General features: G+C 55.8%; 27 protein-coding genes and 2 pseudogenes. 3 read left to right on the forward strand and 26 right to left on the reverse strand.

Translation table 11 applies throughout. The annotated features are described in order from the left end of the window. Positions 1 to 17: 17 nt before the first annotated feature. From J4645_RS09910 to fin, 8 genes and pseudogenes are all read right to left on the reverse strand, one after another. Positions 18 to 1,118 (reverse strand): phage late control D family protein, encoded by a 1,101-nt coding sequence (locus J4645_RS09910; RefSeq protein WP_208208959.1) that lies wholly within the window; start codon positions 1,116 to 1,118, stop codon positions 18 to 20. Further along, positions 1,115 to 1,600, reverse strand: a complete 486-nt coding sequence (locus J4645_RS09915) for a phage tail protein (RefSeq protein WP_208208960.1) — start codon at positions 1,598 to 1,600, stop codon at positions 1,115 to 1,117. The genes J4645_RS09910 and J4645_RS09915 overlap by 4 nt, the downstream gene beginning before the upstream one ends. Then, positions 1,597 to 4,404 carry a phage tail tape measure protein gene (locus J4645_RS09920; RefSeq protein ID WP_208208961.1) on the reverse strand — a complete coding sequence of 936 codons (2,808 nt, stop codon included), beginning with the start codon at positions 4,402 to 4,404 and terminating at the stop codon, positions 1,597 to 1,599. Before J4645_RS09920 ends, J4645_RS09915 begins: the two co-directional genes overlap by 4 nt. Beyond that, positions 4,397 to 4,516 carry a GpE family phage tail protein gene (locus J4645_RS09925; RefSeq protein ID WP_000763317.1) on the reverse strand — a complete coding sequence of 40 codons (120 nt, stop codon included), beginning with the start codon at positions 4,514 to 4,516 and terminating at the stop codon, positions 4,397 to 4,399. The genes J4645_RS09920 and J4645_RS09925 overlap by 8 nt, the downstream gene beginning before the upstream one ends. 14 nt (positions 4,517 to 4,530) lie before the next feature. Further along, on the reverse strand, positions 4,531 to 4,833 hold the full coding sequence (locus tag J4645_RS09930; RefSeq protein WP_001280962.1) for a phage tail assembly protein: 303 nt from the start codon (positions 4,831 to 4,833) through the stop codon (positions 4,531 to 4,533). A 54-nt stretch (positions 4,834 to 4,887) separates the two neighbouring features. Further along, positions 4,888 to 5,403 (reverse strand): phage major tail tube protein, encoded by a 516-nt coding sequence (locus tag J4645_RS09935; RefSeq protein WP_001207654.1) that lies wholly within the window; start codon positions 5,401 to 5,403, stop codon positions 4,888 to 4,890. Between the two features lie 9 nt (positions 5,404 to 5,412). Then, on the reverse strand, positions 5,413 to 6,585 hold the full coding sequence (locus J4645_RS09940) for a phage tail sheath protein (RefSeq protein WP_000046105.1): 1,173 nt from the start codon (positions 6,583 to 6,585) through the stop codon (positions 5,413 to 5,415). A 102-nt stretch (positions 6,586 to 6,687) separates the two neighbouring features. Continuing rightward, positions 6,688 to 6,876: pseudogene (fin, locus tag J4645_RS09945) on the reverse strand (serine-type DNA invertase Fin); the annotation flags it as partial. On the opposite strand from fin, the pseudogene J4645_RS09950 reads away from it, so the two are divergent. Further along, a pseudogene (locus J4645_RS09950) lies at positions 6,868 to 7,194 on the forward strand (tail fiber assembly protein); the annotation flags it as partial. The pseudogenes fin and J4645_RS09950 sit on opposite strands and share 9 nt — an antisense overlap. A gap of 596 nt (positions 7,195 to 7,790) precedes the next feature. Here the strand turns inward: J4645_RS09950 and J4645_RS09955 are convergent. From J4645_RS09955 to J4645_RS10035, 18 genes are all read right to left on the reverse strand, one after another. Further along, a complete protein-coding gene (locus J4645_RS09955) occupies positions 7,791 to 8,366 on the reverse strand; it encodes a tail fiber assembly protein (RefSeq protein WP_208208963.1) in 576 nt (191 codons plus the stop codon). Next, positions 8,366 to 10,171 carry a phage tail protein gene (locus tag J4645_RS09960; protein ID WP_208208964.1) on the reverse strand — a complete coding sequence of 602 codons (1,806 nt, stop codon included), beginning with the start codon at positions 10,169 to 10,171 and terminating at the stop codon, positions 8,366 to 8,368. Before J4645_RS09960 ends, J4645_RS09955 begins: the two co-directional genes overlap by 1 nt. Further along, positions 10,168 to 10,773, reverse strand: coding sequence for a phage tail protein I (locus J4645_RS09965; RefSeq protein WP_001086806.1), 606 nt, complete (start codon positions 10,771 to 10,773; stop codon positions 10,168 to 10,170). The genes J4645_RS09960 and J4645_RS09965 overlap by 4 nt, the downstream gene beginning before the upstream one ends. After that, positions 10,766 to 11,674 (reverse strand): baseplate assembly protein, encoded by a 909-nt coding sequence (locus J4645_RS09970; protein WP_063314688.1) that lies wholly within the window; start codon positions 11,672 to 11,674, stop codon positions 10,766 to 10,768. The genes J4645_RS09965 and J4645_RS09970 overlap by 8 nt, the downstream gene beginning before the upstream one ends. Beyond that, entirely contained in the window at positions 11,661 to 12,020 is a 360-nt protein-coding gene (locus J4645_RS09975) for a GPW/gp25 family protein (protein ID WP_000177404.1), read from the reverse strand. The genes J4645_RS09970 and J4645_RS09975 overlap by 14 nt, the downstream gene beginning before the upstream one ends. Next, positions 12,017 to 12,595: a phage baseplate assembly protein V gene (locus J4645_RS09980; protein WP_072600520.1), complete on the reverse strand. Its 579-nt coding sequence runs from the start codon at positions 12,593 to 12,595 to the stop codon at positions 12,017 to 12,019. Before J4645_RS09980 ends, J4645_RS09975 begins: the two co-directional genes overlap by 4 nt. Positions 12,596 to 12,663: 68 nt before the next feature. Next, entirely contained in the window at positions 12,664 to 13,110 is a 447-nt protein-coding gene (locus tag J4645_RS09985) for a phage virion morphogenesis protein (protein ID WP_208208965.1), read from the reverse strand. Continuing rightward, a complete protein-coding gene (locus J4645_RS09990; RefSeq protein WP_001039961.1) occupies positions 13,103 to 13,534 on the reverse strand; it encodes a phage tail protein in 432 nt (143 codons plus the stop codon). The genes J4645_RS09985 and J4645_RS09990 overlap by 8 nt, the downstream gene beginning before the upstream one ends. Beyond that, a complete protein-coding gene (gene lysC / locus J4645_RS22225) occupies positions 13,497 to 13,745 on the reverse strand; it encodes an Rz1-like lysis system protein LysC (RefSeq protein ID WP_223149275.1) in 249 nt (82 codons plus the stop codon). The genes J4645_RS09990 and lysC overlap by 38 nt, the downstream gene beginning before the upstream one ends. Beyond that, the gene (lysB, locus tag J4645_RS09995; protein ID WP_079812715.1) at positions 13,630 to 14,058 is read right to left on the reverse strand and encodes an Rz-like lysis system protein LysB; all 429 of its coding nucleotides are present in this window, start codon (positions 14,056 to 14,058) and stop codon (positions 13,630 to 13,632) included. The genes lysC and lysB overlap by 116 nt, the downstream gene beginning before the upstream one ends. Continuing rightward, a complete protein-coding gene (locus tag J4645_RS10000) occupies positions 14,055 to 14,429 on the reverse strand; it encodes a DNZ54_00345 family protein (RefSeq protein WP_000871620.1) in 375 nt (124 codons plus the stop codon). The genes lysB and J4645_RS10000 overlap by 4 nt, the downstream gene beginning before the upstream one ends. Before the next feature lie 4 nt (positions 14,430 to 14,433). Further along, positions 14,434 to 14,943 (reverse strand): lysozyme, encoded by a 510-nt coding sequence (locus J4645_RS10005; protein WP_058108880.1) that lies wholly within the window; start codon positions 14,941 to 14,943, stop codon positions 14,434 to 14,436. Further along, positions 14,924 to 15,139: an HP1 family phage holin gene (locus J4645_RS10010; RefSeq protein WP_000171565.1), complete on the reverse strand. Its 216-nt coding sequence runs from the start codon at positions 15,137 to 15,139 to the stop codon at positions 14,924 to 14,926. Before J4645_RS10010 ends, J4645_RS10005 begins: the two co-directional genes overlap by 20 nt. A gap of 3 nt (positions 15,140 to 15,142) precedes the next feature. After that, positions 15,143 to 15,346: a tail protein X gene (locus J4645_RS10015; RefSeq protein ID WP_000868184.1), complete on the reverse strand. Its 204-nt coding sequence runs from the start codon at positions 15,344 to 15,346 to the stop codon at positions 15,143 to 15,145. Beyond that, on the reverse strand, positions 15,346 to 15,810 hold the full coding sequence (locus tag J4645_RS10020) for a head completion/stabilization protein (RefSeq protein WP_208208966.1): 465 nt from the start codon (positions 15,808 to 15,810) through the stop codon (positions 15,346 to 15,348). Before J4645_RS10020 ends, J4645_RS10015 begins: the two co-directional genes overlap by 1 nt. Before the next feature lie 93 nt (positions 15,811 to 15,903). Continuing rightward, positions 15,904 to 16,554: a phage terminase small subunit gene (gene gpM, locus J4645_RS10025; RefSeq protein ID WP_000059169.1), complete on the reverse strand. Its 651-nt coding sequence runs from the start codon at positions 16,552 to 16,554 to the stop codon at positions 15,904 to 15,906. Positions 16,555 to 16,557: 3 nt separating this feature from the next. Then, complete coding sequence (locus J4645_RS10030; protein ID WP_000730754.1) at positions 16,558 to 17,625, reverse strand: phage major capsid protein, P2 family; 1,068 nt, start codon at positions 17,623 to 17,625, stop codon at positions 16,558 to 16,560. A gap of 16 nt (positions 17,626 to 17,641) precedes the next feature. Continuing rightward, a complete protein-coding gene (locus J4645_RS10035; protein ID WP_208208967.1) occupies positions 17,642 to 18,475 on the reverse strand; it encodes a GPO family capsid scaffolding protein in 834 nt (277 codons plus the stop codon). 142 nt (positions 18,476 to 18,617) lie between these two features. Between J4645_RS10035 and J4645_RS10040 the strand changes: the two genes are divergently transcribed. Both J4645_RS10040 and J4645_RS10045 read left to right on the forward strand, forming a co-directional pair. Beyond that, entirely contained in the window at positions 18,618 to 20,384 is a 1,767-nt protein-coding gene (locus tag J4645_RS10040) for a terminase ATPase subunit family protein (protein WP_208208968.1), read from the forward strand. Further along, the gene (locus tag J4645_RS10045) at positions 20,384 to 21,415 is read left to right on the forward strand and encodes a phage portal protein (RefSeq protein WP_208208970.1); all 1,032 of its coding nucleotides are present in this window, start codon (positions 20,384 to 20,386) and stop codon (positions 21,413 to 21,415) included. Before J4645_RS10040 ends, J4645_RS10045 begins: the two co-directional genes overlap by 1 nt. Positions 21,416 to 21,428 lie beyond the last annotated feature (13 nt).

Below are 21,428 nucleotides of genomic sequence, written 5' to 3' on the forward strand. Positions count from 1 at the left end.
TCAATGTTGAGAACCAATTATTCAATTTCAAGATCATCAATCTTTACTTCAAGCTCCATGCTGGTCGTAAATCCATTATCCGGGCTGACAGAATGCGTCAGGGTGGTAATGGTCCATTCTGCATCATCAATAGGCTGCTTAAATCCCGTCACCTTCACCGGCATTTCCGTATAGAGATCAGCCCGCCCCTCAGCGAGCTGCAGGGAAAATGAAGCAACCCCGCGCTGCAGACGTTCCCACTGCATTTTTGCTGCGCGCTCTGCATTGCTCCGGTTGGCGTAGGTACGATTAAGAACCAACACGTTTTCATCCGTTCCCACCAGATAATCTCCCTGTTTTGCTTCCGGCTCTTTGGGTGTGGTGGCTTTCTTTCGACGACGCTTAACACGGGTTGTCTCTTTTTTCCTGGGTTCACGCGTATGCAACCAGCTGGCAATAACACCGGTATAGGCACCACGATCAGCAAGGGTGAACCGATGACCGTCACCGGCTTTGCGCGTGATGATGATAACCGGCAACTGCTTGCCGCTTGCCGTTCTTCCCTGTCCCTGCCGGATAAACAGCAGATTCCCGTCTTTAACGGAAGCAATCGCCCCATACTGTCTCGCCAGTTTCATCAGAAAACTTGCATCGCTTTCATTGGTCTGGTCCAGATGATCCAGCGCCTTATCCGTCAGGTCTTTACCCAGCGCCACTTTGAGGTTATGCCGGGCGGCGATTTCCTTTACCACCTCCCCCACCGTTGTCTGATGCCATGATTTTTCGCGCCGTGTATTGAGGGTTTCACGGAAATCTGCGCTACGCGCCCTGATGGTCAGCCGGTCAGGGGCTCCGCTGTGTTCAATTTCATCTACGGTAAAAGCCCCTTTAGGGAAAAGCGGCTGGCCTTTCCAGCCCAGCGCCAGATGAATAACAGCACCACGGCGCGGCAGAACGATCTGCCCGTCGGCGTCGTCCAGCTCCAGATCAAGCTGGTCCGCTTCAAAGCCCCGGTTATCCGTCAGTGTCAGACTCATCAGGCGCGCGTCCATCACCGTCGTCACGTCTTTGCCTTCGATGGTGATACTGAAAGCCGGGCTTTTGCTGTTCAGATTCAGAAGATCAGAATTAACGTTCACTGCAGCAATCCTCCTACCGTGTTCTTAATCCCCCCAATCGTAGAGGCAGCAGAGTCCTGCAGGTTGCTGAGCTGGTCACTCAGGCTCCCGAACATGTCAGACAGCGATTCATCAACCCGTTTGAGGGTGATCGTAAACTCAATGCGCCTGGGCATTCCGCTTGCAAAAAACTCCGTCTTTGTCTGGCTCAGACTTTCAATAACAAACATGCCGTAAATGGTTCCGCTGCCTTCAATCAAAGGCCACGCTTTGCCCTGCTCTGCCATCAACTCCAGCGCCAGCAATGACAGCCTGCCTCCGGTCACTTCCGGCAGCAGAACCCCGGACAGTGTCAGTGAATCATTATCCGGGCCAAGAAACTGCGTTGACGGGCGGCGGTTCACCCGGCTGTTGGCGGCGTGTCGCCAGCTGCGCTGATACTGCAGTTCCTGATAAGGGAAAGTGCGCAGCATAAATACATATAAACCCAGTACCATCATCATGATTCATACCCCCCCTGATCGCTGAAATTGCTGCGTGCTTTTGCCCTGGCCCGGCGCTCCCGTTCGTCAAGCTGGCGTGCCACTTCACGGGCAATATCCTGCGCGTTCTGCCCAGGCTGAGCGACAATATGAATGGGCGCATTTATCTCATAACGAATAACCGGCGGCGGGCTATCTGTCTTAGCAAGCGGGGGCTGGTATGCCCTCGCAGGCAAACTGAACGGATGAAGCGGAGCCGCTTCTGCAGGTGTCGCAGCTACCCCCATCACGCCAGCAACGACAGAGGCCAGCGCAGCAGTACGCCGCCTGCTGGTAACATTTGCCGGTCCGTTCACAATTTCAGGGCCATTTTCTCCGACAATGCCAAACTGCCCGCGTGGAATGATCCCGCCCGTGTCGTACATCCCCGCGTAAGCCGGGAACCCGCCTGGCGGCAGCACCACTTTGCCGTCACTGTTCACTGTGGCGGACTGCTGCTGCGTAACCTGCGCAGGTAGTTTCGCCTTTGCCGCCTCCTTACTGACAATACCGAGCTTTTCCAGCAGCCATGACACACCGGATTTAAGTGACTCAAGTGGGTGCATCACCCTATTCAGACCTTCCGCCAGCGCCTCACCAAACCGACGCCCCATTGCAGCTGCGCTGTTCAGTTCTTCGGCAGTGGATTTAACCGGGGTGAGTAAATCATTGAACCAGCCCCACAAGGCCTGCACCCTGTCACCAATCCACTGAAACACGGGTCTGAGCGGCTCAAAGGCGGCGCTGATGGGCGCAGCAGCGGCTTTGAACCCTTCCACCACGCCCCCCAGAAATGCACTGATGGGCTGCCAGTATTTCCAGATAACCAGCGCCACGCCTGCCAGTGCAGCCACAACCAGCCCTACAGGACTGAGCAGTGCACCCAGCAGGCTACCAACAGCAAATAATGCCACGCGCAGCAAAGCCAGCGGACCAGAGATCAACAAACGCAGCACGCTACCTGTACGTGTGGCAGCGGCGGCTGCAGAAGGTAACGCTTTAACTGACAGCATGGACAGGCCAAACCGGATAACCGCCAGCGGTCCCAGCACAGCAGCCACCGCCACTGCCAGCGCCCCCACCCCAACAGTAATGGCTGCCGTAGCTGCCGCCACTTTCATCAGCGTGCCAGCCAGCACGGGATTCTGCTCAACCCAGCGACGCAACGCCCCGGTCACGCGCTTAACCATGCCCATAATATCCATCAGCGGCTGGCGCAACGTTTCCCCCAGGCTGCTGAAAGCGTTCTGCGCGCCCGTCTTAACCAGCAACCACTGCGCAGACAATGAATCCTTGTTAATGTCGGATTCTTTCTGCATGGAGCCATTAGCACCACTACCTGATGTGAGTTTCAGCTGGCGCTGCAGCTCCGGCAGGTTGTTAGCCAACTTTGCCGCATCATCGCCAAACTCTTTGCCAAAAATCATTGTCATGGCTGACAGGCGTTTATCCTGCGGCAGATGGTTGACCTTCTCCAGAACCCGCTGAATTGTGCCCATGGCATCGGTGGTCATCTGCTTTTCAATCTCCGCCGGATTGAGTTGCAACAGACTCATGCCTTCAAAAAATCGTTTACTTTGCATGGTGGCAATGGACAGTTCACGCACCATGGCATTAGAGGCGCTGGCGGCGATTTCCGGGGCAGCCCCAAGAGAAAGGAATGTTGAACCCAGCGCCGCGGCCTTTCGGAAGTCAAGGCGGTCAGCCACGCCCCCCATACGCTGCAGGACGTTGATAATGTCCCCACCCTTTGACATGGCGTTATCGTCCAGGTAGTTCAGCGCATCGCCCAGTTGTTCAATATTGCGCGTCGGAACTTTATAGAGCTGCGCGATTTTCCCCAGCCCTTCTGCCAGTTCATCTGCGGGCAACTCAAAGGCCGTTGCCGCTTTTGCCGCCGTGGATGCAAAAGCCAGCAGGTCACGTTTCTGCTCTTCGTAAGGATCGTCCTGATTGGTCACCCCCATGCGAGCACCACCTTCAACCAGCGCGGCATAGTCTATAGCGCCGTTCTCCATCGGCAGCTGTTCGCTGGCGGCCTTGATGGCATCCTGCATGTCATAAAACTGTTTTGTGCGGTTGCCATTATCGTCCCGCAGCCCGTTTACCTGCTTTGCCACGCCTTTCATGGCATCTTCCATGCTGGCGTAGCTCTTAACTGCCGCCACAACAGGTGCGCCCATTGCCACCCCCGCAGCCGTAGTGGTAGCCCCTGCCCCGGCGATGCGATCCCGCACCTCAAGACGGCGTGAATACTGATCGCGGACGGCGTTCATTCGCGCCTGCTGTTCGCCCAGGCGTTTAAGGGATTTCTGCTGCCGGTCCAGGGCCTGCCGGGTTTCGTCGGCATTCTGCCGCAGTTCCCGCTGCGCACTACTGAGCTTTTTCGTGTCCAGTCCGGCTTCATTGAGCGCAAGACGCTGGCGCTGCACTGACTGACGTAGACCGTTATATTTGCTCTGTAACTCCGTAACGCGGTTCTTTGCCTGCTCAAGCAGCCGTGCCTGCGCCGCCGTCGGGCGGTTGGTGGCAGAGAATTGCGTGGCAAGTTTCGCAGCTTCTTCGCGTGCGGCTTTCAGGCTGTTACCTGTGACTGCCAGCTGCGCGCTGGCCTTGCGGAAACCGTCAATGCGGCCCGCCTGAGCATCTAATTCTTTTAAACGGGCGCGGCTTTGCTGAATGGCTGCAGCCAGCTCTTTTGAGCTGGCCTGCGCGGATCGAAATGGGCGGGTGAGCTTGTCAACCGCATTAAGAATCACCTGCAGACGCAGGTTATTGTCACTCATCGCTGGCCCCGCTTCGCTGAATTGCCTTATACCGCCACGCCAGCACCTCAGTCAGCGGCATAACGTCAGTGATGGATGGCGACCAGTGAAAGATGGTGGCGATATCCGCCACAAGATCATCAATCGTCAGGCTGTCGGTAAACCGGCAAGCACCGACTTCTTCAACAAAAAAGTCACCACCTCTACCGACAGCGCGGTGAGATCTGCGGGGTCCAGCTCTGCCATTTCCTGCGCGGTCAGCGTCGGGGTGGAGATTCGTGGAATCACAGTCATCATTGCGCCCACGTCCATATCCATAATGGCCTGCAGACGGGTGCCACGCAGTGCGCCGGACTGAGGCTTGCGCAGCACAATTTCGGTAATTTCAGCTTTACCGCGCATGATGGGAGTATCCAGTTTTACGGTCTTTTCAGTCAGCTTGTCGCTCATGTTCGTATCCTGTTAATGAAATACTGGCGCGGCTGCCCGCGCCGTTAAGGTTAATCAGAGGCCGAGGGCATTACGGTGTTCTTCCATCAGGTCCACGCCGCCAACGATTTCTACCATGTTGACCAGATCGACCTCATAGAGCACCTCACCATTAATGGTCAGCTTCGCGTAGCTGTTGGTACTGCTGACTTTGGTGCTGCTGCTCTCGCCGGTTTTCCACTCGCCGGAATCCACTTCTTTATGGCGCCCGCGCACAACCAGCTCAACGGTCTGCACTTCGCCGGTATCGTCACGCTGAATGGAACCGGTGAAACGCAACTGGATGCCGTCAACGGTTGCCTTGCCCATCTGCTTGAATAACAGCAGCTCGGTACCGCCGATTGAAAATTCCGTGTCCAGTGCACCGTCATCCAGCCCCATGTCCACATCCACTGCGCCCGGCATACCGCCGCCGCGATACTTCTCAAACTTGCGGGTAAATTTCGGCAGGGTCAGAGACTCAACGATCCCCTGCCAGTTGTTCCCGTCGTTGAACAGGTTCAGGTGTTTTAACTTGCGTGGTAAAGCCATGATTCCCCCTTATGTAGCGACACGGCTGGCAAAATCGACCAGGTAACGATCGGTGATGCGCTGGCGCAGCATCAGGTTTTCAAGTGGAGGCACCGGCGTGTAGTCATAATCGATGGTCAGTTTCCCGTCTTTAAGGGTGTCTTTATCGTTAACAGACTCATCCAGCCAGCAGTCACCACCAATCAGGTATCCCTGGTTGACCAGACTGCGCATCTTGGCGCGTAGTCCTTCAATAATGTCGCGGGCCAGCGACGGATTAAGCACGCCATCTACCGCCCACATGTGCGCCTCCGCCATAGTGTCAGCCAGCACCTGCGCCGTGCGGGTGTAGTTCTCAAAGGCAAACAGCGGATCGTCACTGAGACAACGGGAACCCCAGAAGCGGAAGCCGTCTTGGCGGATCAATGTGGTGACGTCATTTTTGTTCAGCAGTCCCGCATCGGTTGCCGGGTCCTGCAGATCCCAGAACACATCAGCGGAAATGCCGGTGACACCGTTCACACCCACATTGGACAGGGTTTTATGCCAGCCGATCTGCTCGTCGATTTTGGCACGCAGGCCGAGCGCACGGGCGGAGGCGTAAGCCGTCGCGTCTGCTTTCAGCACGGTGTCAAAGTTGATGAAGTCAGGCCAGATCAGCATTCCCTCGCGCTGACTGAAATTCTCGCGATAGGCAATAGCTTCCTCCACCGTTTTGCAGCCATTAGCAGCAAGGTAGGCAAACCCGCGCAAGCTTTGCGCCACGCCCAGCAGTTCAGTAGCAACGGCCTGAGTGTCATGTCCCGGCACCCCAAGAATGCGTGGCTTGATACCGAGCTGCGACTGCGCCGACAGTAGCGCTTTCATGCCCGTTTTCTTACCGTCGGAAGTTACGCCGCCGATAATATTGGAGGTGGTTTCCGCTTCGGTTTCGCCCTGCGCCACACGCACAACGACAGTCACGGGTTTTGCCTGATCTGCAATCGCGTCCAGCGAGCGGGCCAGCGTGCCGGACTCCCCCGCTTTACCGCTGGCGGTAAGCACATCAGTCAGCAGGACCGGCTTATTGAGGGGAAACACGGACGCATCAGCATCATCGCCGGTGCAGACCATGCCCACGATGGCAGTGCTCACCGTGGTAATAGGTCGGGTGCCCTCGTTGATTTCAACAACGCGCACCCCGTGGTGGTAATCCTGAGCCATAAGGCAGTCTCTCCGGTTGACAGGGATACCTTATGTTCTGGTTGCCAGGCGTGCGGCGCACGTATTTCACGATGTGTCAGTGCTGGTACAATATCGCCACTTTCAACGCGACTGATTTACAGGGAATTTCTTGTAAAGAGTGGAAATGCTAACATCAAAAAGTAATCCAACACGATGACGAGTTTCACCGGCGGCAAGCAACCTTCCGGCCTGCTCCCATTGCCCCGGAGTGAGCTTTGGACGCCTGCCACCGATTCGCCCTTGCGCCCTCGCTGCGGCAAGTCCGGCGCGGAAGTGGACGCTGCAGACTGCCCTGATGGTTGCCATGGTGATGGCTCCTGGTGATACAGGGATGGTAAGATTTTACCCGTTTCGGTGGATTGTCAGGCTAAGGCCGAAACCACCCGACAGAAATTACTTAACAATGCAGGTAATGCTATTAAGGACTGGCGCACAGAATTAACGTTGGGAATTATCAGTGATGAAAATAAAGCAGCTTTAATTCTGTGGATGAATTATATCAATATTCTTAAATCGCTGGACTTAACTGGCGTTTCAGACGATGCCACTTTCACAGCAATCAGGTGGCCTTCATTACCACGGGAGTGATTTACTGGCTATCAATATTCCTGCTCATCAGTTTCTTAGGCCATCTACACACATTTATTTTGGTACGAGTTAAAATATTGCAAAAAAAATATCAAAGCTTATTATTTTTTTCTTTAGGTAAATTTTCGCTCAATAAACTTAATTGTTTATTCAATGATGATACAGCGTGAACTATGCTGGAAATGAAGGAAGTCAACAGTATGGATAATCTGAATATTCACGGGTGACATTATGAGACATCGTATATTTTTCCCATTGCTTCTGGTGTTGTCGGCTACAGCCTTTTCGGCATCGGCGATGGCTGCCAGTGATTCAAAACCCCCACCAGATAATACAAAACACTCCTCCAGTGGCTGGCCGCCAACGCCTGCCCCATATATTCGCCCACCATGGTGTGACAAATGGCCACCAGATATTCTTAAGCCACCGGAGTGGTGCCAGATTTGTGGTTGTTAATTTTTTACAGAAAACTATAACAACCATATCAGGACTGATGGTATATCTGGTCATTAAGTTTCATCAGTTCCTGATGAACTTAATATTACTTCAGGCTGACGTATTTTATTAACGTCAGCCTGTCTTTTCACAACGTCATATTACTGGCTTGCAGGCACATCAGGCCAGTCAGGATTCGTGGTATCCACCCGGTTTACCAACACCCTGTATTTTTTCCACTCGTCGAGCTGCACTTTCTCATCATCTGTTGCGATTTCAAGATCAACAGCATCCTGTAATGGCGCGATTTTCTCCGCTGCTGTTTGCAAAAGACGGCTTTTGATCCCTTCAGCTTCACGAAGTCTGGCCGCTGTTTCAGCCACTTCGTCTTTTACCCACGCCTTACCATTCCATTTCTGATATTTACCATCAGGTGAAACTGATGTGACGTTGTCAGGTAGCGGACCGGGAGAGGAGATATAAACCTGATTGCCGGTTGTTGTGTCGTAAACCGTCTCGCCACGGTGGTCCTCATGCAGACTCCACATTTCGGTTTCAGCGTCAAATACAGCAATATGACTGGCGGGAATATCAGGGGGGGCAATATCCGTACAGTTTGCCGGTAATCCCGTGTGTGGCGGTATATACGCATCACCTGCCCCAATAAATTCATTCGTATCTGAACGCAGGTTATAAATCGTAATTGTCCGCGCTTTGCTGCTCATTTTAAAAGTCATTATGCAAGCCTCACTATGTAATTAAATGCAATGTTTTTAACCGTTGTTTCCTCATTACCGTCTGCGTCCACAATAACGACGTGGCCGTGTGGGCCGATATATACAGTGTGGTCATGCGGACCAATCCATGTGGTATGTGCGTGATCGCCATTCCAGCTTGTTAACTGGTCATTGCCATCATGCTGGACGCGAATTTTTCCACCGATTGAATCACCACCGTATGTGCCGCCCGCCGAATGGTTATGACCGCCTGTTGTATTAGAGCTCTTCGTTCCGTAATCAAATGACGACGTACCTTTCGTTCCCAGATCGGTATCCAGTGCCCGCGCGCCGTGGCTGTGCGATTTGTTGCCGTCCATTTCTTGCGACAGTACAGCACGTCCACTGATGGGCTTACCCTTTATTGTCCAGCCTCGCATGTCAGGGATAACGCCAGACGGATACGCTATAGCCAGTAACGGGTAAGCAGATTTATCAAACGTCTGCCCCTGCATCAGGGCGTAACCAGCATGGATGGTGTCAGACGGCCACGCAATAGCCGCGCCGACAGGATTCAAATCTGGGGGTACTGGAGGTGGATTCAGGGAGGTATAGAGCATCGCCCATTCTGACCACTCAGCGTCAGGGGTATCTCGGTGGCTACGGATATATGCAGGCGCAGGAGCACCATTAACCCCACTCCATCCGATTAATATCTCTCCATCACCGGTTCCGGTCAGACGCAAAATATTCCCGTATTCCGTTGGATAGCCGTTGTTGTAAACCTCGCCCATTATCAGGCCGCCATCACTGCCCCTCGTTGTGCCAGTCAGTGCGGGAAGCGTGCCGCGTGATACCAGTCTGTTCGCTGCAACAGCCGTACCGTTGGCAGGAAGCGCTCCGATATTTTGTACAAACAGCGGCGTATTCTGGATATCCGCGCCGTTCTGGTTTTTTTGCATGGCGCCAGTGGCCAGATTTATCGTTTCGCCTAAACCAAGATATGCGAGAAGGCCGGCGACATCTTTTCCGCTTAAATTCGTCAGTGTATTGTCCAGCGGTTGCTTTCCAGCCAGAGCGTTTATCATCGTCGTGGCAAAGTTCGGGTCATTCCCCAGAGCCGCTGCCAGCTCGTTCAGCGTATCCAGTGCTGCAGGCGCAGAATCCACTATTGCCGCGATAGACGATGCCACAAATTCCGTGTTTGCAATCTGTTTAGTGCTGTTACCCGCCGCTGGCGTCGGTACCTTTGGAATCCCTGTGAGTGTCGGGCTGTCCTTCTGCGCATACTGTGAATGCGGGTCCGGCGCAGCAAGATGCCTTGCCATCAGGTCGTCTACATATACCTTCAGCTCCAGCGCCTTATCATCTACATATTTACGGGTTGCCAGCACTACTGCAGGGTCAATTTTCAGGGTGATGTTATCGGTGCTACTGGTAATCAGTACCATGCGCACGGTCTGCGTACGTCCGCTCCCTTCTGTCAGTTGCGGCTTGTAGCTCTCAGGGCAGTTACCCACGGCGATCAGTGCGCCGGTTTCATCAAACAGGCCGACCTCACGAATCCACCATCCCCCCTCAGTTTCCGGGATCACTTGCTCAGCAATAATCTGGCTGCTGTTCTGCGGGTCGATATACAGCATATTCAGCGCTGCTCGACGCTTCTCAGCAACTAACGCGGTCTGTTGCGCGCTGGGTGTGGGCAGCACACCGCCACCGTCGCCCACCGCCATATGGGTAATTTTCAGCGGGACACCGAGCGCGGCGGCGCTTGCCAGTTTCGCCGCGCCGATCTCCGTCAGCAGGGTATAAAATTTTGCGCTCATGGATTCACTCTCATTGTGTCAATAACATGGACTGCCCCGCCTTCATGTGCGGTGCCGCCGGAAACAATCGTTTCATTGATATACGGATACACCGTGATTTCTTCGCCAAGGTAGCTGGCTGCGCCAACCCAGTAAGGGCCGCTGGTCTGCATATTAATAGACATACCTGTCATGTGGCGGCTGCATGGTTTGGCATCGCTTATCAGGCGCTCCAGCTCCAGATAGGTGTCTTCGGTGATACCATGATCCTGTACGCCAATATCCAGACGGAACGTCCCCGGCGTTTCGCCGGTCTGCCACCACTCAATGATGCGGATCAGGAAGCCGAACGGCTCCACCACGCGCCGCACGGCGCTGGTTGTCCCCTTGTGCTGATGGATATAAAAAGCGTCCTGCACAACGCGGCGCTTGACGCTTTCTGTCCAGCTCTCATCCCAGCGGTCAACAGAAAACGCCCAGGCCAGATAAGGCAGGAATCTGATCGGGCAGGTTGCCGGGTTCCACAAATCACGCAGCGATACCTGCAGATCGGAAATCCCGCTGCAGGTCTGCGCCAGTCGGCGCTCAAGCGGCGACGAACCCGGCGGCAACAGACTATTCATCCGTGCCCCCGTTGGTAACGCTCCATTCAGTACAGGATGCCGCCTGCGTCTTATCCAGCACCACATCCTCCAGAGGGGACGTCAGCTCCACACGCTGGACGCCCTCCACGTGCAACGCGGCATAAATGGCGCTGCGGCGGATATCACGTCCCAGCCTCGTCTGACTGGCGATGTACTTCTGCAGGCTGGCTTTTGCCGCCGCCATAACAGGCTCCGCTTCCGGCCCCGGATAAAGAAAAATGGTAGCCTCCACCCGGTACGGTATGATCTCCGCACTACGAACCATCAGACGGTCAGCCACCGGGCGTACACTCTCACTGTTCAGGGCTTTTTCAACCACATCCAGCAGGTCTTTTACTGCTGTACCGTCACCCTCCCGGCTCAGTACGGTAAGTACCACCTCTGCAGGGGCCGGACTGGTTGCGCTGGCATCTGCCACACGTCCGTCCGCACTTCTGGCGTGAAATTCATAGGCTCCCGTAGGGCCAGCAACGGACAGTCCCTCAAATGCTGCAGGGATGCGCTGGCGCAGCGCCTCATCATCTTCCATCACTGCGGCGACCGGCGGTACTGCATCATTATCAGCAGGCACTACCGTCAGGCGTTTCACGTTGCAGTTGGCTGCCAGCTGCTCAAGATCATTTCCTATCGAATAGGCCACCATCACCGCCCGCGCAGCCTCGTTAATACGCTGGCGCAGCAGGATTTCGCGGTATGTGCTTTCCTGCAGCAGCTTGGTGACGGGTTCAGATTCCAGCGCCAGCGTGCGCCGCACCGCGTCCTGTTCATCCACAGGATAAAGAGCCACAAAAGCGGCCTTGCGCCCAGCCAGCAGCGTCTCAAAATCCGGCACGTCCACTATCTGCGGCGGCGGTAACCGGGAAAGGTCAATGACTGCCATTGTCTGCTCCTGTAGTTACCGAAAGTGAAACCGGCGCGCCGTTGTTGCGCTGCCCGGTAAGCTCAACCACCATAGAGCCGTCAAAATTGCCGTTGATGATGATGGAGTCCAGCGTAAGGCGCGGCTCCCAGCGGTTCAGCGCCACATAGACTGCAGACATAATCTGCAGGCGCAGTGCCGGGTTCTGCGGCTGGTCAATCAGGGCTGACAGTAGGGAGCCATATTCCCGGCGGGCAAGACGACTGCCCTGCGGCGTCAGCAGAATATCCCGCACCGACTGGCGCAGATGGTCGGTATCTGCAATGACCTGCCCGTCATTCCTGCTCATACCGATATACAACGTCATACCGGACCTCCCGATGTATCCCCGCCTGACTTAACGCCAGTGTGACCGTGTTTATCCATCACGACCCCGTTAGAACTCATTGCGCCGCCGCCCTGGGTGACGCCGCCGTTGATCACCACCTCGCTGTTAATGCGTGTTGTGTCAGCCTCCACCACAAACTCACCGGTTTTGAGGGTGATATTGTCCGCCGCCTCGATCACCATGGATTTGATACCCCGAACATGCCACCGCCCGGTGGCGGGTTCGTACTCAAACCAGCCCCCGTCCGGGTACTCCGTCACGCAGCCGTCCACGGAATCCGACGGCGGCGGAAACTGATTGGAGTAGATGGCAGGCAGCACAAAAGCGGTTTCCAGATTGCCGCCCATGCTCAGCACCACCACCTGCTCATCCGGCGACGGGCACCACCATGTACGGGCACCACCGGCACGCAGCGTCAGCCAGTTAATCCAGTTAGTTTCAAGCTCGCCCACTTTCACCCGGCACAGCCATTTCTTCCGATCCACTTCGGTCACAGTGCCGGTGCGGATCAGATTGGTGATAAGGCGCATAATTTCGGTCAGTTGTGCATTCATAACGAAAGGTTGCCATCAGTGGGAAAAGGTAGGCAGTTCTGGCGCTTGTACCAGCGATGAAACAAATATCACCCCGCCAGCCAGCGCAACAGAGTGTCACGGGTAACGGTTTCCACCTCATCATTCACGCCCAGCAGGCGGCGCTCTGCGTATCGAATCTCCGGGCCTTTGCGGCTGACGCGATCACGCAGGCCGTAATGGTGAACACGGGCAATGCGCTGCACCTTGCCATCAAATTGCACGCTGGCGGAGTCCGCACTGGCGGCGGTTTTCAGGTATTTTGTGGTGCGAAGCTTTGCAAACATCTGGCGTTTGATACGTCCCTTCTTGCTACGGGCTGTCACCCTGCGCGGCTCATAGCCGCTGCCGTCAGGATTACGCTGCAGCCTGATGTTCTGCTGCTGCGTCCGGCGCAGCTGTTGCGCCAGTTGCCGCAACATACGGTTGCGTGCGGCAGGCTCCAGATTCGCCAGCAACGCCGTCAGCCAGTCATCCACCTTCTGCAGCTCATCCACGTTTCACCGTCCACATTTCTTCGGGTTCGTCCGGCTCCGGCACCGCTTCAACGCTCGATACGCTGCCGTCAGTGCTGACCAGCACACGCTCAGTCAGTTGCAGGTTCATGCTGATATCGCACACATCGTTTCGCAGAATATCCACTTCAAAGGTGAACAGTTTTTCGCGCAGATCCGGGTTGTTGATGGCGTCCGGCTGGCTGGTACTGAGCCACAGCAGGACTGGGGCCATCAGCAGATTCTGGTCGCCGCTGAAATCCTCGATCACCACGTTCAGGGTGTAGCGGTATTCCCATGACATGGAACTGGCTCCTGTTGCCACCAGTGAGCCGTTATCAACGAAAAGGTGCAGCTTGTCCGGGTTGTCCCGGACATAGGCAACCGCTTTATTCAGGGCGCTGCGTAAGGACTGCGGTTTGTTCACTGTCTCGCTCCTGACACGCAATAATTGTGTCCACTTTGTCAGCACAGACCGCCCAGGCGGCCTCGGTTTCATCCAGCACCGCATTCAGATCGCCGTTACTGCTCGGCGCTGACCTTTCCAGGCGGCACTGCGTCACTCTGGGACAGCCACTCACGGTAAGCTGCACCTCCGGCGAGGGCCGGACGCTCCCGCAGCCGGATAATGTCAGCAGGCAAAGGAGTGTCAGCCCAGCGGCGCAAATCCTCGTTTTCACGTTTCAGTTCCTCGATCCGGCGCTGACGGCTTCGCAGCAGTGCGGTGGTCTGTTCCGCTGCCGCATAAAGCCGCGTCTGCTCCCGGCTGTTGGTTTCGGTCAGAATGGACAGGCCGATCAGCTGGCTGTTTTTCTTCGTCAGCTCCTGCGTTTTGCTTTTCAGCACCGCGCCCTGCGTCTCGATGGTGTGGCTGGCATTGTTAAGCCGCCACGACTGCCAGCCCAGCGCCGCAAGTACCAGCGCCAGAACCACTGCCAGTAAACGATTCATTCCCGCAGTGCCTTTAGCTCATCTTTTATTGCTAAGCTCATGGCTACTGTAAAAACACACACCATCCCCGTGAGCTTCCATCCGGCAAGCAACATGACAAAGGCAAGAGCGAGACGCTGATACCAGGTGAGAGGTACTTTATCCATTAGCCCCAGCACCCTGCTGAGCAACTGACGGACGCGTAGCCGATCACTCCCCGTCAGGGTGCAGGAGTACAAACCAGCAAAACAAACCAGTGAAAAAGCGGCATACTCAAACCACATAACCAGCGCCAGCGGGAAAAGCGCATGAGATGCCGGGAAATTCACATCAACCATCACAAGGAGCGCCAGAACCGAGAGCGGCAGCCAGTAACTTTTTAACCATTTCATTTCGCTATACTCCTTTTAAGCACCAGGCCATTTCCCGCGCGCGGCGGTTGTCCAGCCCCTGATTAAACACACCTTTGACATATACCCAGCGCGGCAGCTGATGGCAGGCATCCGCCCAGCGCCGCTGGTTCAGCAACTTAACCAGCGTGGAGCTGCAGGCGTTGCCGGTGCCCACGTTGAAAGCAAACGACACCACCGCGTCATAGACCTTTTGCGGCACCGGCTGCACCACACATTTATCCAGTGCCCGCTCCACGCGCAGCACGTTGGTGATAAGTCCCTGCGCCGCCTGCCGTTCCGTGATGGTTTTTCCAGGCACCACACCGGACGTATTGCCGATCCCGTCAGTCCAGACGCCCGCGCTGCACTGATAAGGCTGCAGGCGGCATCCCTCGTAATCGGCGATCAGTTTCAGCCCCTCAACGGAGGTATGAAGCGACTGAAATCCGGGCAGAGTGGCGGCGATAGCCAGCACCGCCCCGACAAGGCAGCGCTTAACGATTGAAGGATTCATATTCCCCCCGCGAAATCTTGCCGCCACGTAACAATTTGAAAGACTGGTGTTTGTAGTACCAGTTGATAGCCAGCATCAGCACACCAATCAGTACGCCGCCAACCGTTGACGCATCCTTGAGCGACAGATCGCCCAGCCATGCCAGCAGCACGGCAATGCAGTAAGTGATAAAGGCGCTGATTCGTTCAAGCGTCATAATTCAGTCCCATAGCTGGACGGTCTGCGCCGTGGTTGACGCCGTAATGTCCGGCAGCTCCACCTGCAGCCCGTGCGGTAAAAATGGGCCGTACTCAGCCAGCCCCGGATTTGCCTGCAGAACCTGCTCAGTGACGCCCTGCGTGCGCCCGTAATGACGCCAGCAAAGCGCGTCCACCGTGTCATACTGATGCGCACGCACTTTCATCAGATAAGCTCCACCGTACAGTGCGGCGCATCCTGCACCCGGCTGATAGCCCAGCGGGCATCACGCCACAGATCGCCGCTGGCCTCCGCCATCTCCTCCCCTCGCTTCACGCCTGACGCCGTGGCGTCATAGTCCTGATAACGCTCATTAAGCACAGCGCGCGCCCAGCAAAAAACAGCGTTGTGGTAGTGCCGGATACGCTCGCTTTTGCCGTCCAGCATATCCGCCGGAACCTCAGCCAGTGCCCGGTAGCCCAGCAACTGCTGGCGGTTGCGGAAGTCGTACAGCTCAGCGTTAACCTCAGAAATAGCCGTCAGCACAACCTGCTTTAAACGCGGCTGCGTCACCGTGCCGTCAGTTCGCATCACACTGCGAAATTCCGACAGGTCCACATCAGGCCAGAACGGCGTATTTTTGATGACCTCCGCCTGTTCCGGCACCTGTTCGGGCGCAACAAACTTCATGCGGCTTTCTCCTGAATAAGTGGGCGGTGGACGGAATTTTGATGTGGCAGTGCCTTTCGCCATCCCGTGCCGCCCGTGCGCGGGGCACGTTCTTTAGCGGCTGTCATTGCGCAGTCTGCGCTCCAGCTGCTGCTTTTCTTTTTTCACACCGCAGCGGGGATCAAGCTGCAGCGCATGGGTAAGATGATTCAGGGCAGACGCCGGGTTGCTTTCGCTCAGTACAGCGCCGATGGCTTTATGCAGTCGCGCCCGCGACTGGTCCGGCATATCCAGATCGGTTGTCAGGTCCAGCGTCTGCAGAAGCAGATCGGCATCAAAACCGGCAGCAGCAAGCAGAGCGCTTTGCGCCGCGTCTGCCATTTCTTCTGCCAGCACGGTCTGCACGTTACGGTTGCCCAGCGGCATCACCCAGCCATGGCGCAGCGCATGACGCCCGATTTCCAGCGCACCGGCATAATCACCGGCGTCGATACGCCACAGCATCACGTACATCAGCACGTCATCCTGCTGCGCGCCTTCGGCAGCCAGCACGCCCTCTGCCCAGGCAGAATATTTCGGCAGCAGCTCCACCTTGATTTCCGCCTTTTTCACCGTGGACTGGATGCCTTTAAGCCTGCGGCGATCTTCTGCCAGCTGCAGCAGCATCAGGTCATAACCCGACGCATGGCGAACACTGCCGCCCTCACGGGCGGCCTGTTCGGCCTGAATGCGCAGGCGGTGCTGCCGTGCGGGACTCAGGCTCATGCGTTACTCTCCGTTTCCTGTTTCTGCTGCAGGCGGGGTGAAATCACCGATTTCGATGTTTTCCACCAGTGCCGCGCAGCGGTAGTCCTCGACCACATACGCCTCGTTGACGGATTCAAAGTTTTCAATCCGGTCGCGTTTCGGGTTGTCGATAACTGAACGGCGGCGGGTGTCTTCCTGCCAGTAGATGGACAGGTTATCCAGACGGGTGATCAGCAGGGCATTTGCCGGGAAGAAAGGCGCGCGCACAGCCTGCAGGCCGCCCATGCGTTTCTGGCTGATGATCAGATCGGCGGCGATTTTCTCGCTGTTGTCCTGCTCTTTGTTGACCAGCGGGAAATACTTGTCAGACAGCAGTTCACGTCCGCAGACAACAACCAGTTCGTCATCATCCTGATACTCCACATCGATCAGCTCGTTGACGGTATCCATCACCACCGCGTCAAGATTTACATACTTACCACCCGGACCGACTTTTACCGGTTCTGCAGTAGTGGTGCCGTCTTCTGCGGTTTTGCTGCCCATGACGTGATCCGGCGCGTCTTCGCGGATTTTCTGCAGCCAGCCTTTATTGACGTCCTGCAGCAGCGGGTTTTCAGCACGGTTGGAGGTTTTGGCGCGCTTCACGCCGTTAAAGCCGATCATGATGCGGTCCAGCGCCTGACGCTTGACGATGGCGTTGCGAATACGCACCTGGAAGTCCTGGAATTTCGCCCACAGGTCCAGTTTTGCGTAGGTCAGCACCGTATCAAAGTTGGTCTGCTCGCATTTGTATTCCACGTCTTCCATCAGCGTCGGATCGGTAGGCTCACGCTCTTTGGTGGTGGTATCGGTGGTTCCGGCAATGGTGCTGCCCACGCCCAGCCCCAGCAACTGTCCTGACTGCTCAGTGACCGGCGTGATGTTAATCAGCGTCAGGAAAGCGGCGGACTGCTGGATCTGGTCTTCCAGCGTCTGTTGCACGGACGGCTCCACGGTAAACTTGCTGGACAGTTCTTCAACTTCCACACCGTTCAGGCGCGCCAGTTGCTGCAGGTAAGCGTTAAAGGCAAAGCGGGTTTTCTTTTTCATCGGGTTTTATGCTCCATCAGCAATTGGTCAGGGTGCCTGCCGGTGCGTCACCGCCCGGCGCGCGCTGGCGGTAATCTTTGCGGCTGTCTTCACGGCTCAGCTGCTGCTGTAACTCGGCAAAGGCGGTCTGCTGCTCCTGCAGGGAGGACTCCAGCTCAGAAAGGCGCTGGTCCTGATCGGACAGGGATTTATCAGTGCGCTCGCTCAGGATCTGCTGCTCAATAGCGACCAGCTCCACGGCTTTATGCACATCAGAGAATCGCGCATCGTCGGTCTGCTCTTTTTTGGTGAATAGCGCGGTGACGCGGGCAAAGAGGGACGGCTTTTCGTCCTGGGCTTCTTCCAGTTCAATCAGCGTTTCAACCGCTTCCGAAAACAGGTTTTCAGGGTTCAGCTTACGGTTTGCCAGCGGGTTATGTGCTGCACTGGCGCTGAAAGCCAGCATTTCGGTGCCGAGACTCGCAGGATCGTCTGTCGCACCCAGCCCCACAAGGTAGGCTTTGCCGGTGTCGGCAAACTTCGTGCTGACCTCCATGGAGGTGAAAAGCTTCTGGCCTTTTTTCACCAGTTCCACCAGGGCGTCAGTGGGTTCGATATCGGCATAAAGTGCCATCTTGCCCGCCAGCGGGCCGTCCTGGATTTCTTCTGCAACCAGCCCCGTCACCCTGCCATAGCGGTTAAAAGTGCTCTCCGGCAGATAAGACTTGATGTGCTCAAGGTTAATCAGCGCGGTATAGACCGTCGGGTTGTAGCTGGCAGCCATCTGTACCAGCCATTCACGCTGGATCTCGCGCCCGTCAGTGGTGGCACCTTCCACCCCGATACGGAAACGCTTTGCTTTCACTGTCATGAGCCGTGCTCCGTTAGAAATAACTTACTGGAGCCTTATGTTTGCGGTGATGGGGGGAGTGAGACAACGCGCTGTATTTGTACGGTAAACCACACAAAACGCAGCCGGGGAAAGCCGCCATACAAGGCCGTATGTTTGGGCCATGAACACGACACTGACCCCCGCAGACCTCGATCCCCGTCGGCAGGCCATGCTGCTGTACTTTCAGGGATACCGCGTAGCCCGCATTGCTGAAATGCTGGGCGAAAAAGTTGCAACCGTTCACAGCTGGAAAAAACGCGATAAGTGGGGCGACTATGGGCCGCTGGATCAGATGCAGCTCACCACCGCCGCACGTTACTGCCAGCTCATCATGAAGGAGCAGAAAGAAGGGAAGGACTTCAAGGAAATTGACCTGCTGGCGCGCCAGTCAGAGCGTCACGCCCGGATCGGCAAATTTAACGATAGCGGGAACGAAGCTGATTTAAACCCAAAAGTAGCCAATCGCAACAAAGGCCCACGCCGTCAGCCGGAAAAGAACGTTTTCTCCGACGAACAGATCGAAAAGCTGGAAGAAGTCTTCCACGCCTCTATGTTCGACTATCAGCGTCACTGGTTTGAAGCCGGGAAAACCAACCGCATCCGAAATCTGCTCAAGTCGCGCCAGATTGGCGCCACGTTTTATTTTGCCCGTGAAGCATTGATTGACGCCCTGCTGACCGGACGCAACCAGATTTTCCTTTCTGCCAGTAAGGCACAGGCGCACGTCTTTAAGCAGTACATCATCGACTTTGCCAAAGAAGTTGAGGTGGAGCTGAAAGGCGATCCTATGGTGCTACCCAATGGCGCAGCATTGTACTTTCTCGGCACCAACGCCCGTACGGCGCAGAGCTACCACGGCAACCTGTACCTTGATGAATATTTCTGGATACCGAAATTCCAGGAACTGCGCAAGGTGGCCTCCGGTATGGCCATTCACAAGAAATGGCGACAAACCTACTTTTCCACGCCGTCCAGCCTGACCCACAGTGCCTATCCGTTCTGGTCCGGCGCACTGTTTAACCGGGGCCGCGCCAAAGCGGACAAGGTGGATATTGATCTGACCCACAGCAACCTAGCGCATGGCCTGCTCTGCCCTGACGGGCAGTACCGCCAGATCGTCACCGTGGAGGATGCGGTGCGCGGCGGCTGTAACCTGTTCGACCTCGACCAGCTGCGCATGGAGTACAGCCCGGACGAATACCAGAACCTGCTGATGTGCGAATTTATAGACGATCTGGCGTCAGTATTCCCACTCAGCGAGCTGCAGGCGTGCATGGTGGACAGCTGGGAAGTCTGGACCGATTTTCAGGCACTGGCGCTGCGCCCGTTTGGCTGGCGAGAAGTCTGGATCGGTTACGACCCGGCGAAAGGTACGCAGAACGGTGACAGCGCAGGCTGCGTGGTTATGGCACCACCAACTGTACCGGGCGGGAAGTTCCGCATTCTGGAGCGTCATCAGTGGCGCGGGATGGACTTTCGCGCCCAGGCGGACGCTATCAAAAAGCTAACGCAGCAGTACAACGTGACCTATATCGGCATCGACTCGACCGGCGTCGGGCACGGTGTTTATGAGAACGTAAAAGCGTTCTTTCCTGCCGTGCGGGAGTTTGTCTACAACCCCAACGTCAAAAACGCCCTGGTGCTCAAGGCGTACGACATTATCAGCCACCGTCGTCTGGAGTTTGACGCAGGACACACCGACATTGCGCAGTCCTTTATGGCAATCCGCCGGGCCACCACAGCCAGCGGCAACCGTCCCACCTACGAAGCAGGCCGCAGCGAAGAAGCCAGCCACGCAGATTTGGCCTGGGCAACTATGCACGCACTGTTTAACGAACCGCTGCAGGGCGAATCCGCCAATACCAGCAATATTGTGGAGATTTTTTGATGAGTGAACTCGAAGCCTTAACCAGCACAACGTCAACAGAAGATACGGCGCCTAAAAACGCAGGCGCAACTGCCGAGGCTTTCAGCTTTGGTGATCCAATCCCGGTACTGGACCGCCGCGAGCTGCTGGACTATGTGGAATGCGTGCAGATGGATCGCTGGTATGAGCCGCCGGTGAGCTTTGACGGACTGGCCCGCACCTACCGCGCCGCCGTGCATCACAGCTCACCAATTGCGGTAAAGCGCAACATCCTGACCAGCACGTTTATCCCACACCCGTTACTGAGCCAGCAGGCATTCAGCCGCTTCGTGCAGGACTACCTAGTGTTTGGTAACGCCTATCTGGAGAAACGGACGAACCGCCTCGGCGGCATTCTGTCGCTGGAGCCATCACTGGCGAAATACACCCGTCGTGGTCTGGATCTCGATACCTACTGGTTTGTGCAGTATGGCATGACCACGCAGCCCTACGAGTTCACCAAAGGCAGCATCTTTCACCTTATGGAACCGGATTTAAACCAGGAGATTTACGGCCTGCCGGAATACCTGTCCGCCATCCCTTCGGCCCTTCTGAACGAGTCCGCCACGCTGTTCCGCCGCAAGTATTATATCAACGGCAGCCACGCGGGTTTTATCATGTACATGACCGACGCCGCGCAAAATCAGGAGGACGTGAACAACATCCGCCAGGCTATGAAAAGTGCCAAAGGACCAGGTAACTTCCGCAACCTGTTTATGTACTCACCTAACGGGAAAAAGGATGGTATCCAGATAATTCCGTTGTCAGAAGTGGCTGCTAAGGATGAGTTTCTGAACATCAAGAATGTGAGCCGTGATGACATGATGGCAGCACACCGCGTGCCGCCACAGATGATGGGCATTATTCCCAACAATACCGGCGGCTTTGGTGATGTTGAAAAGGCCAGCCGCGTCTTTGTCCGCAACGAGCTGATGCCGCTGCAAAAGCGGCTACAGGAGCTAAATGAATGGTTCGGACAACAGATAATTAGTTTTGATAGTTATGAGCTATAATTATTGAGGCAGA

This window comes from Salmonella sp. 32082101201600294FB01SM01 (assembly GCF_017572865.1).
In the GTDB taxonomy this organism is placed as follows: Bacteria; Pseudomonadota; Gammaproteobacteria; order Enterobacterales; family Enterobacteriaceae; genus Salmonella; species Salmonella enterica.

What these genes read in the sequence shown, in the direction of transcription:
- J4645_RS09965 (WP_001086806.1), bottom strand. Translation starts at nt 10,773, where the DNA reads ATGAATAGTCTGTTGCCGCCGGGTTCGTCGCCGCTTGAGCGCCGACTG.
- J4645_RS09975 (WP_000177404.1), bottom strand. Translation starts at nt 12,020, where the DNA reads ATGACGTTGTATATCGGTATGAGCAGGAATGACGGGCAGGTCATTGCA.
- J4645_RS09970 (WP_063314688.1), bottom strand. Translation starts at nt 11,674, where the DNA reads ATGGCAGTCATTGACCTTTCCCGGTTACCGCCGCCGCAGATAGTGGAC.
- J4645_RS09930 (WP_001280962.1), bottom strand. Translation starts at nt 4,833, where the DNA reads ATGAGCGACAAGCTGACTGAAAAGACCGTAAAACTGGATACTCCCATC.
- J4645_RS09935 (WP_001207654.1), bottom strand. Translation starts at nt 5,403, where the DNA reads ATGGCTTTACCACGCAAGTTAAAACACCTGAACCTGTTCAACGACGGG.
- J4645_RS09960 (WP_208208964.1), bottom strand. Translation starts at nt 10,171, where the DNA reads ATGAGCGCAAAATTTTATACCCTGCTGACGGAGATCGGCGCGGCGAAA.
- J4645_RS09980 (WP_072600520.1), bottom strand. Translation starts at nt 12,595, where the DNA reads ATGAATGCACAACTGACCGAAATTATGCGCCTTATCACCAATCTGATC.
- J4645_RS10020 (WP_208208966.1), bottom strand. Translation starts at nt 15,810, where the DNA reads ATGAAGTTTGTTGCGCCCGAACAGGTGCCGGAACAGGCGGAGGTCATC.
- J4645_RS10045 (WP_208208970.1), top strand. Translation starts at nt 20,384, where the DNA reads ATGAGTGAACTCGAAGCCTTAACCAGCACAACGTCAACAGAAGATACG.
- J4645_RS10040 (WP_208208968.1), top strand. Translation starts at nt 18,618, where the DNA reads ATGAACACGACACTGACCCCCGCAGACCTCGATCCCCGTCGGCAGGCC.
- J4645_RS10015 (WP_000868184.1), bottom strand. Translation starts at nt 15,346, where the DNA reads ATGAAAGTGCGTGCGCATCAGTATGACACGGTGGACGCGCTTTGCTGG.
- J4645_RS10035 (WP_208208967.1), bottom strand. Translation starts at nt 18,475, where the DNA reads ATGACAGTGAAAGCAAAGCGTTTCCGTATCGGGGTGGAAGGTGCCACC.
- J4645_RS09955 (WP_208208963.1), bottom strand. Translation starts at nt 8,366, where the DNA reads ATGACTTTTAAAATGAGCAGCAAAGCGCGGACAATTACGATTTATAAC.
- J4645_RS09920 (WP_208208961.1), bottom strand. Translation starts at nt 4,404, where the DNA reads ATGAGTGACAATAACCTGCGTCTGCAGGTGATTCTTAATGCGGTTGAC.
- J4645_RS09915 (WP_208208960.1), bottom strand. Translation starts at nt 1,600, where the DNA reads ATGATGATGGTACTGGGTTTATATGTATTTATGCTGCGCACTTTCCCT.
- J4645_RS10030 (WP_000730754.1), bottom strand. Translation starts at nt 17,625, where the DNA reads ATGAAAAAGAAAACCCGCTTTGCCTTTAACGCTTACCTGCAGCAACTG.
- J4645_RS10000 (WP_000871620.1), bottom strand. Translation starts at nt 14,429, where the DNA reads ATGAAATGGTTAAAAAGTTACTGGCTGCCGCTCTCGGTTCTGGCGCTC.
- J4645_RS10005 (WP_058108880.1), bottom strand. Translation starts at nt 14,943, where the DNA reads ATGAATCCTTCAATCGTTAAGCGCTGCCTTGTCGGGGCGGTGCTGGCT.
- J4645_RS09940 (WP_000046105.1), bottom strand. Translation starts at nt 6,585, where the DNA reads ATGGCTCAGGATTACCACCACGGGGTGCGCGTTGTTGAAATCAACGAG.
- lysB (WP_079812715.1), bottom strand. Translation starts at nt 14,058, where the DNA reads ATGAATCGTTTACTGGCAGTGGTTCTGGCGCTGGTACTTGCGGCGCTG.
- J4645_RS10010 (WP_000171565.1), bottom strand. Translation starts at nt 15,139, where the DNA reads ATGACGCTTGAACGAATCAGCGCCTTTATCACTTACTGCATTGCCGTG.
- gpM (WP_000059169.1), bottom strand. Translation starts at nt 16,554, where the DNA reads ATGAGCCTGAGTCCCGCACGGCAGCACCGCCTGCGCATTCAGGCCGAA.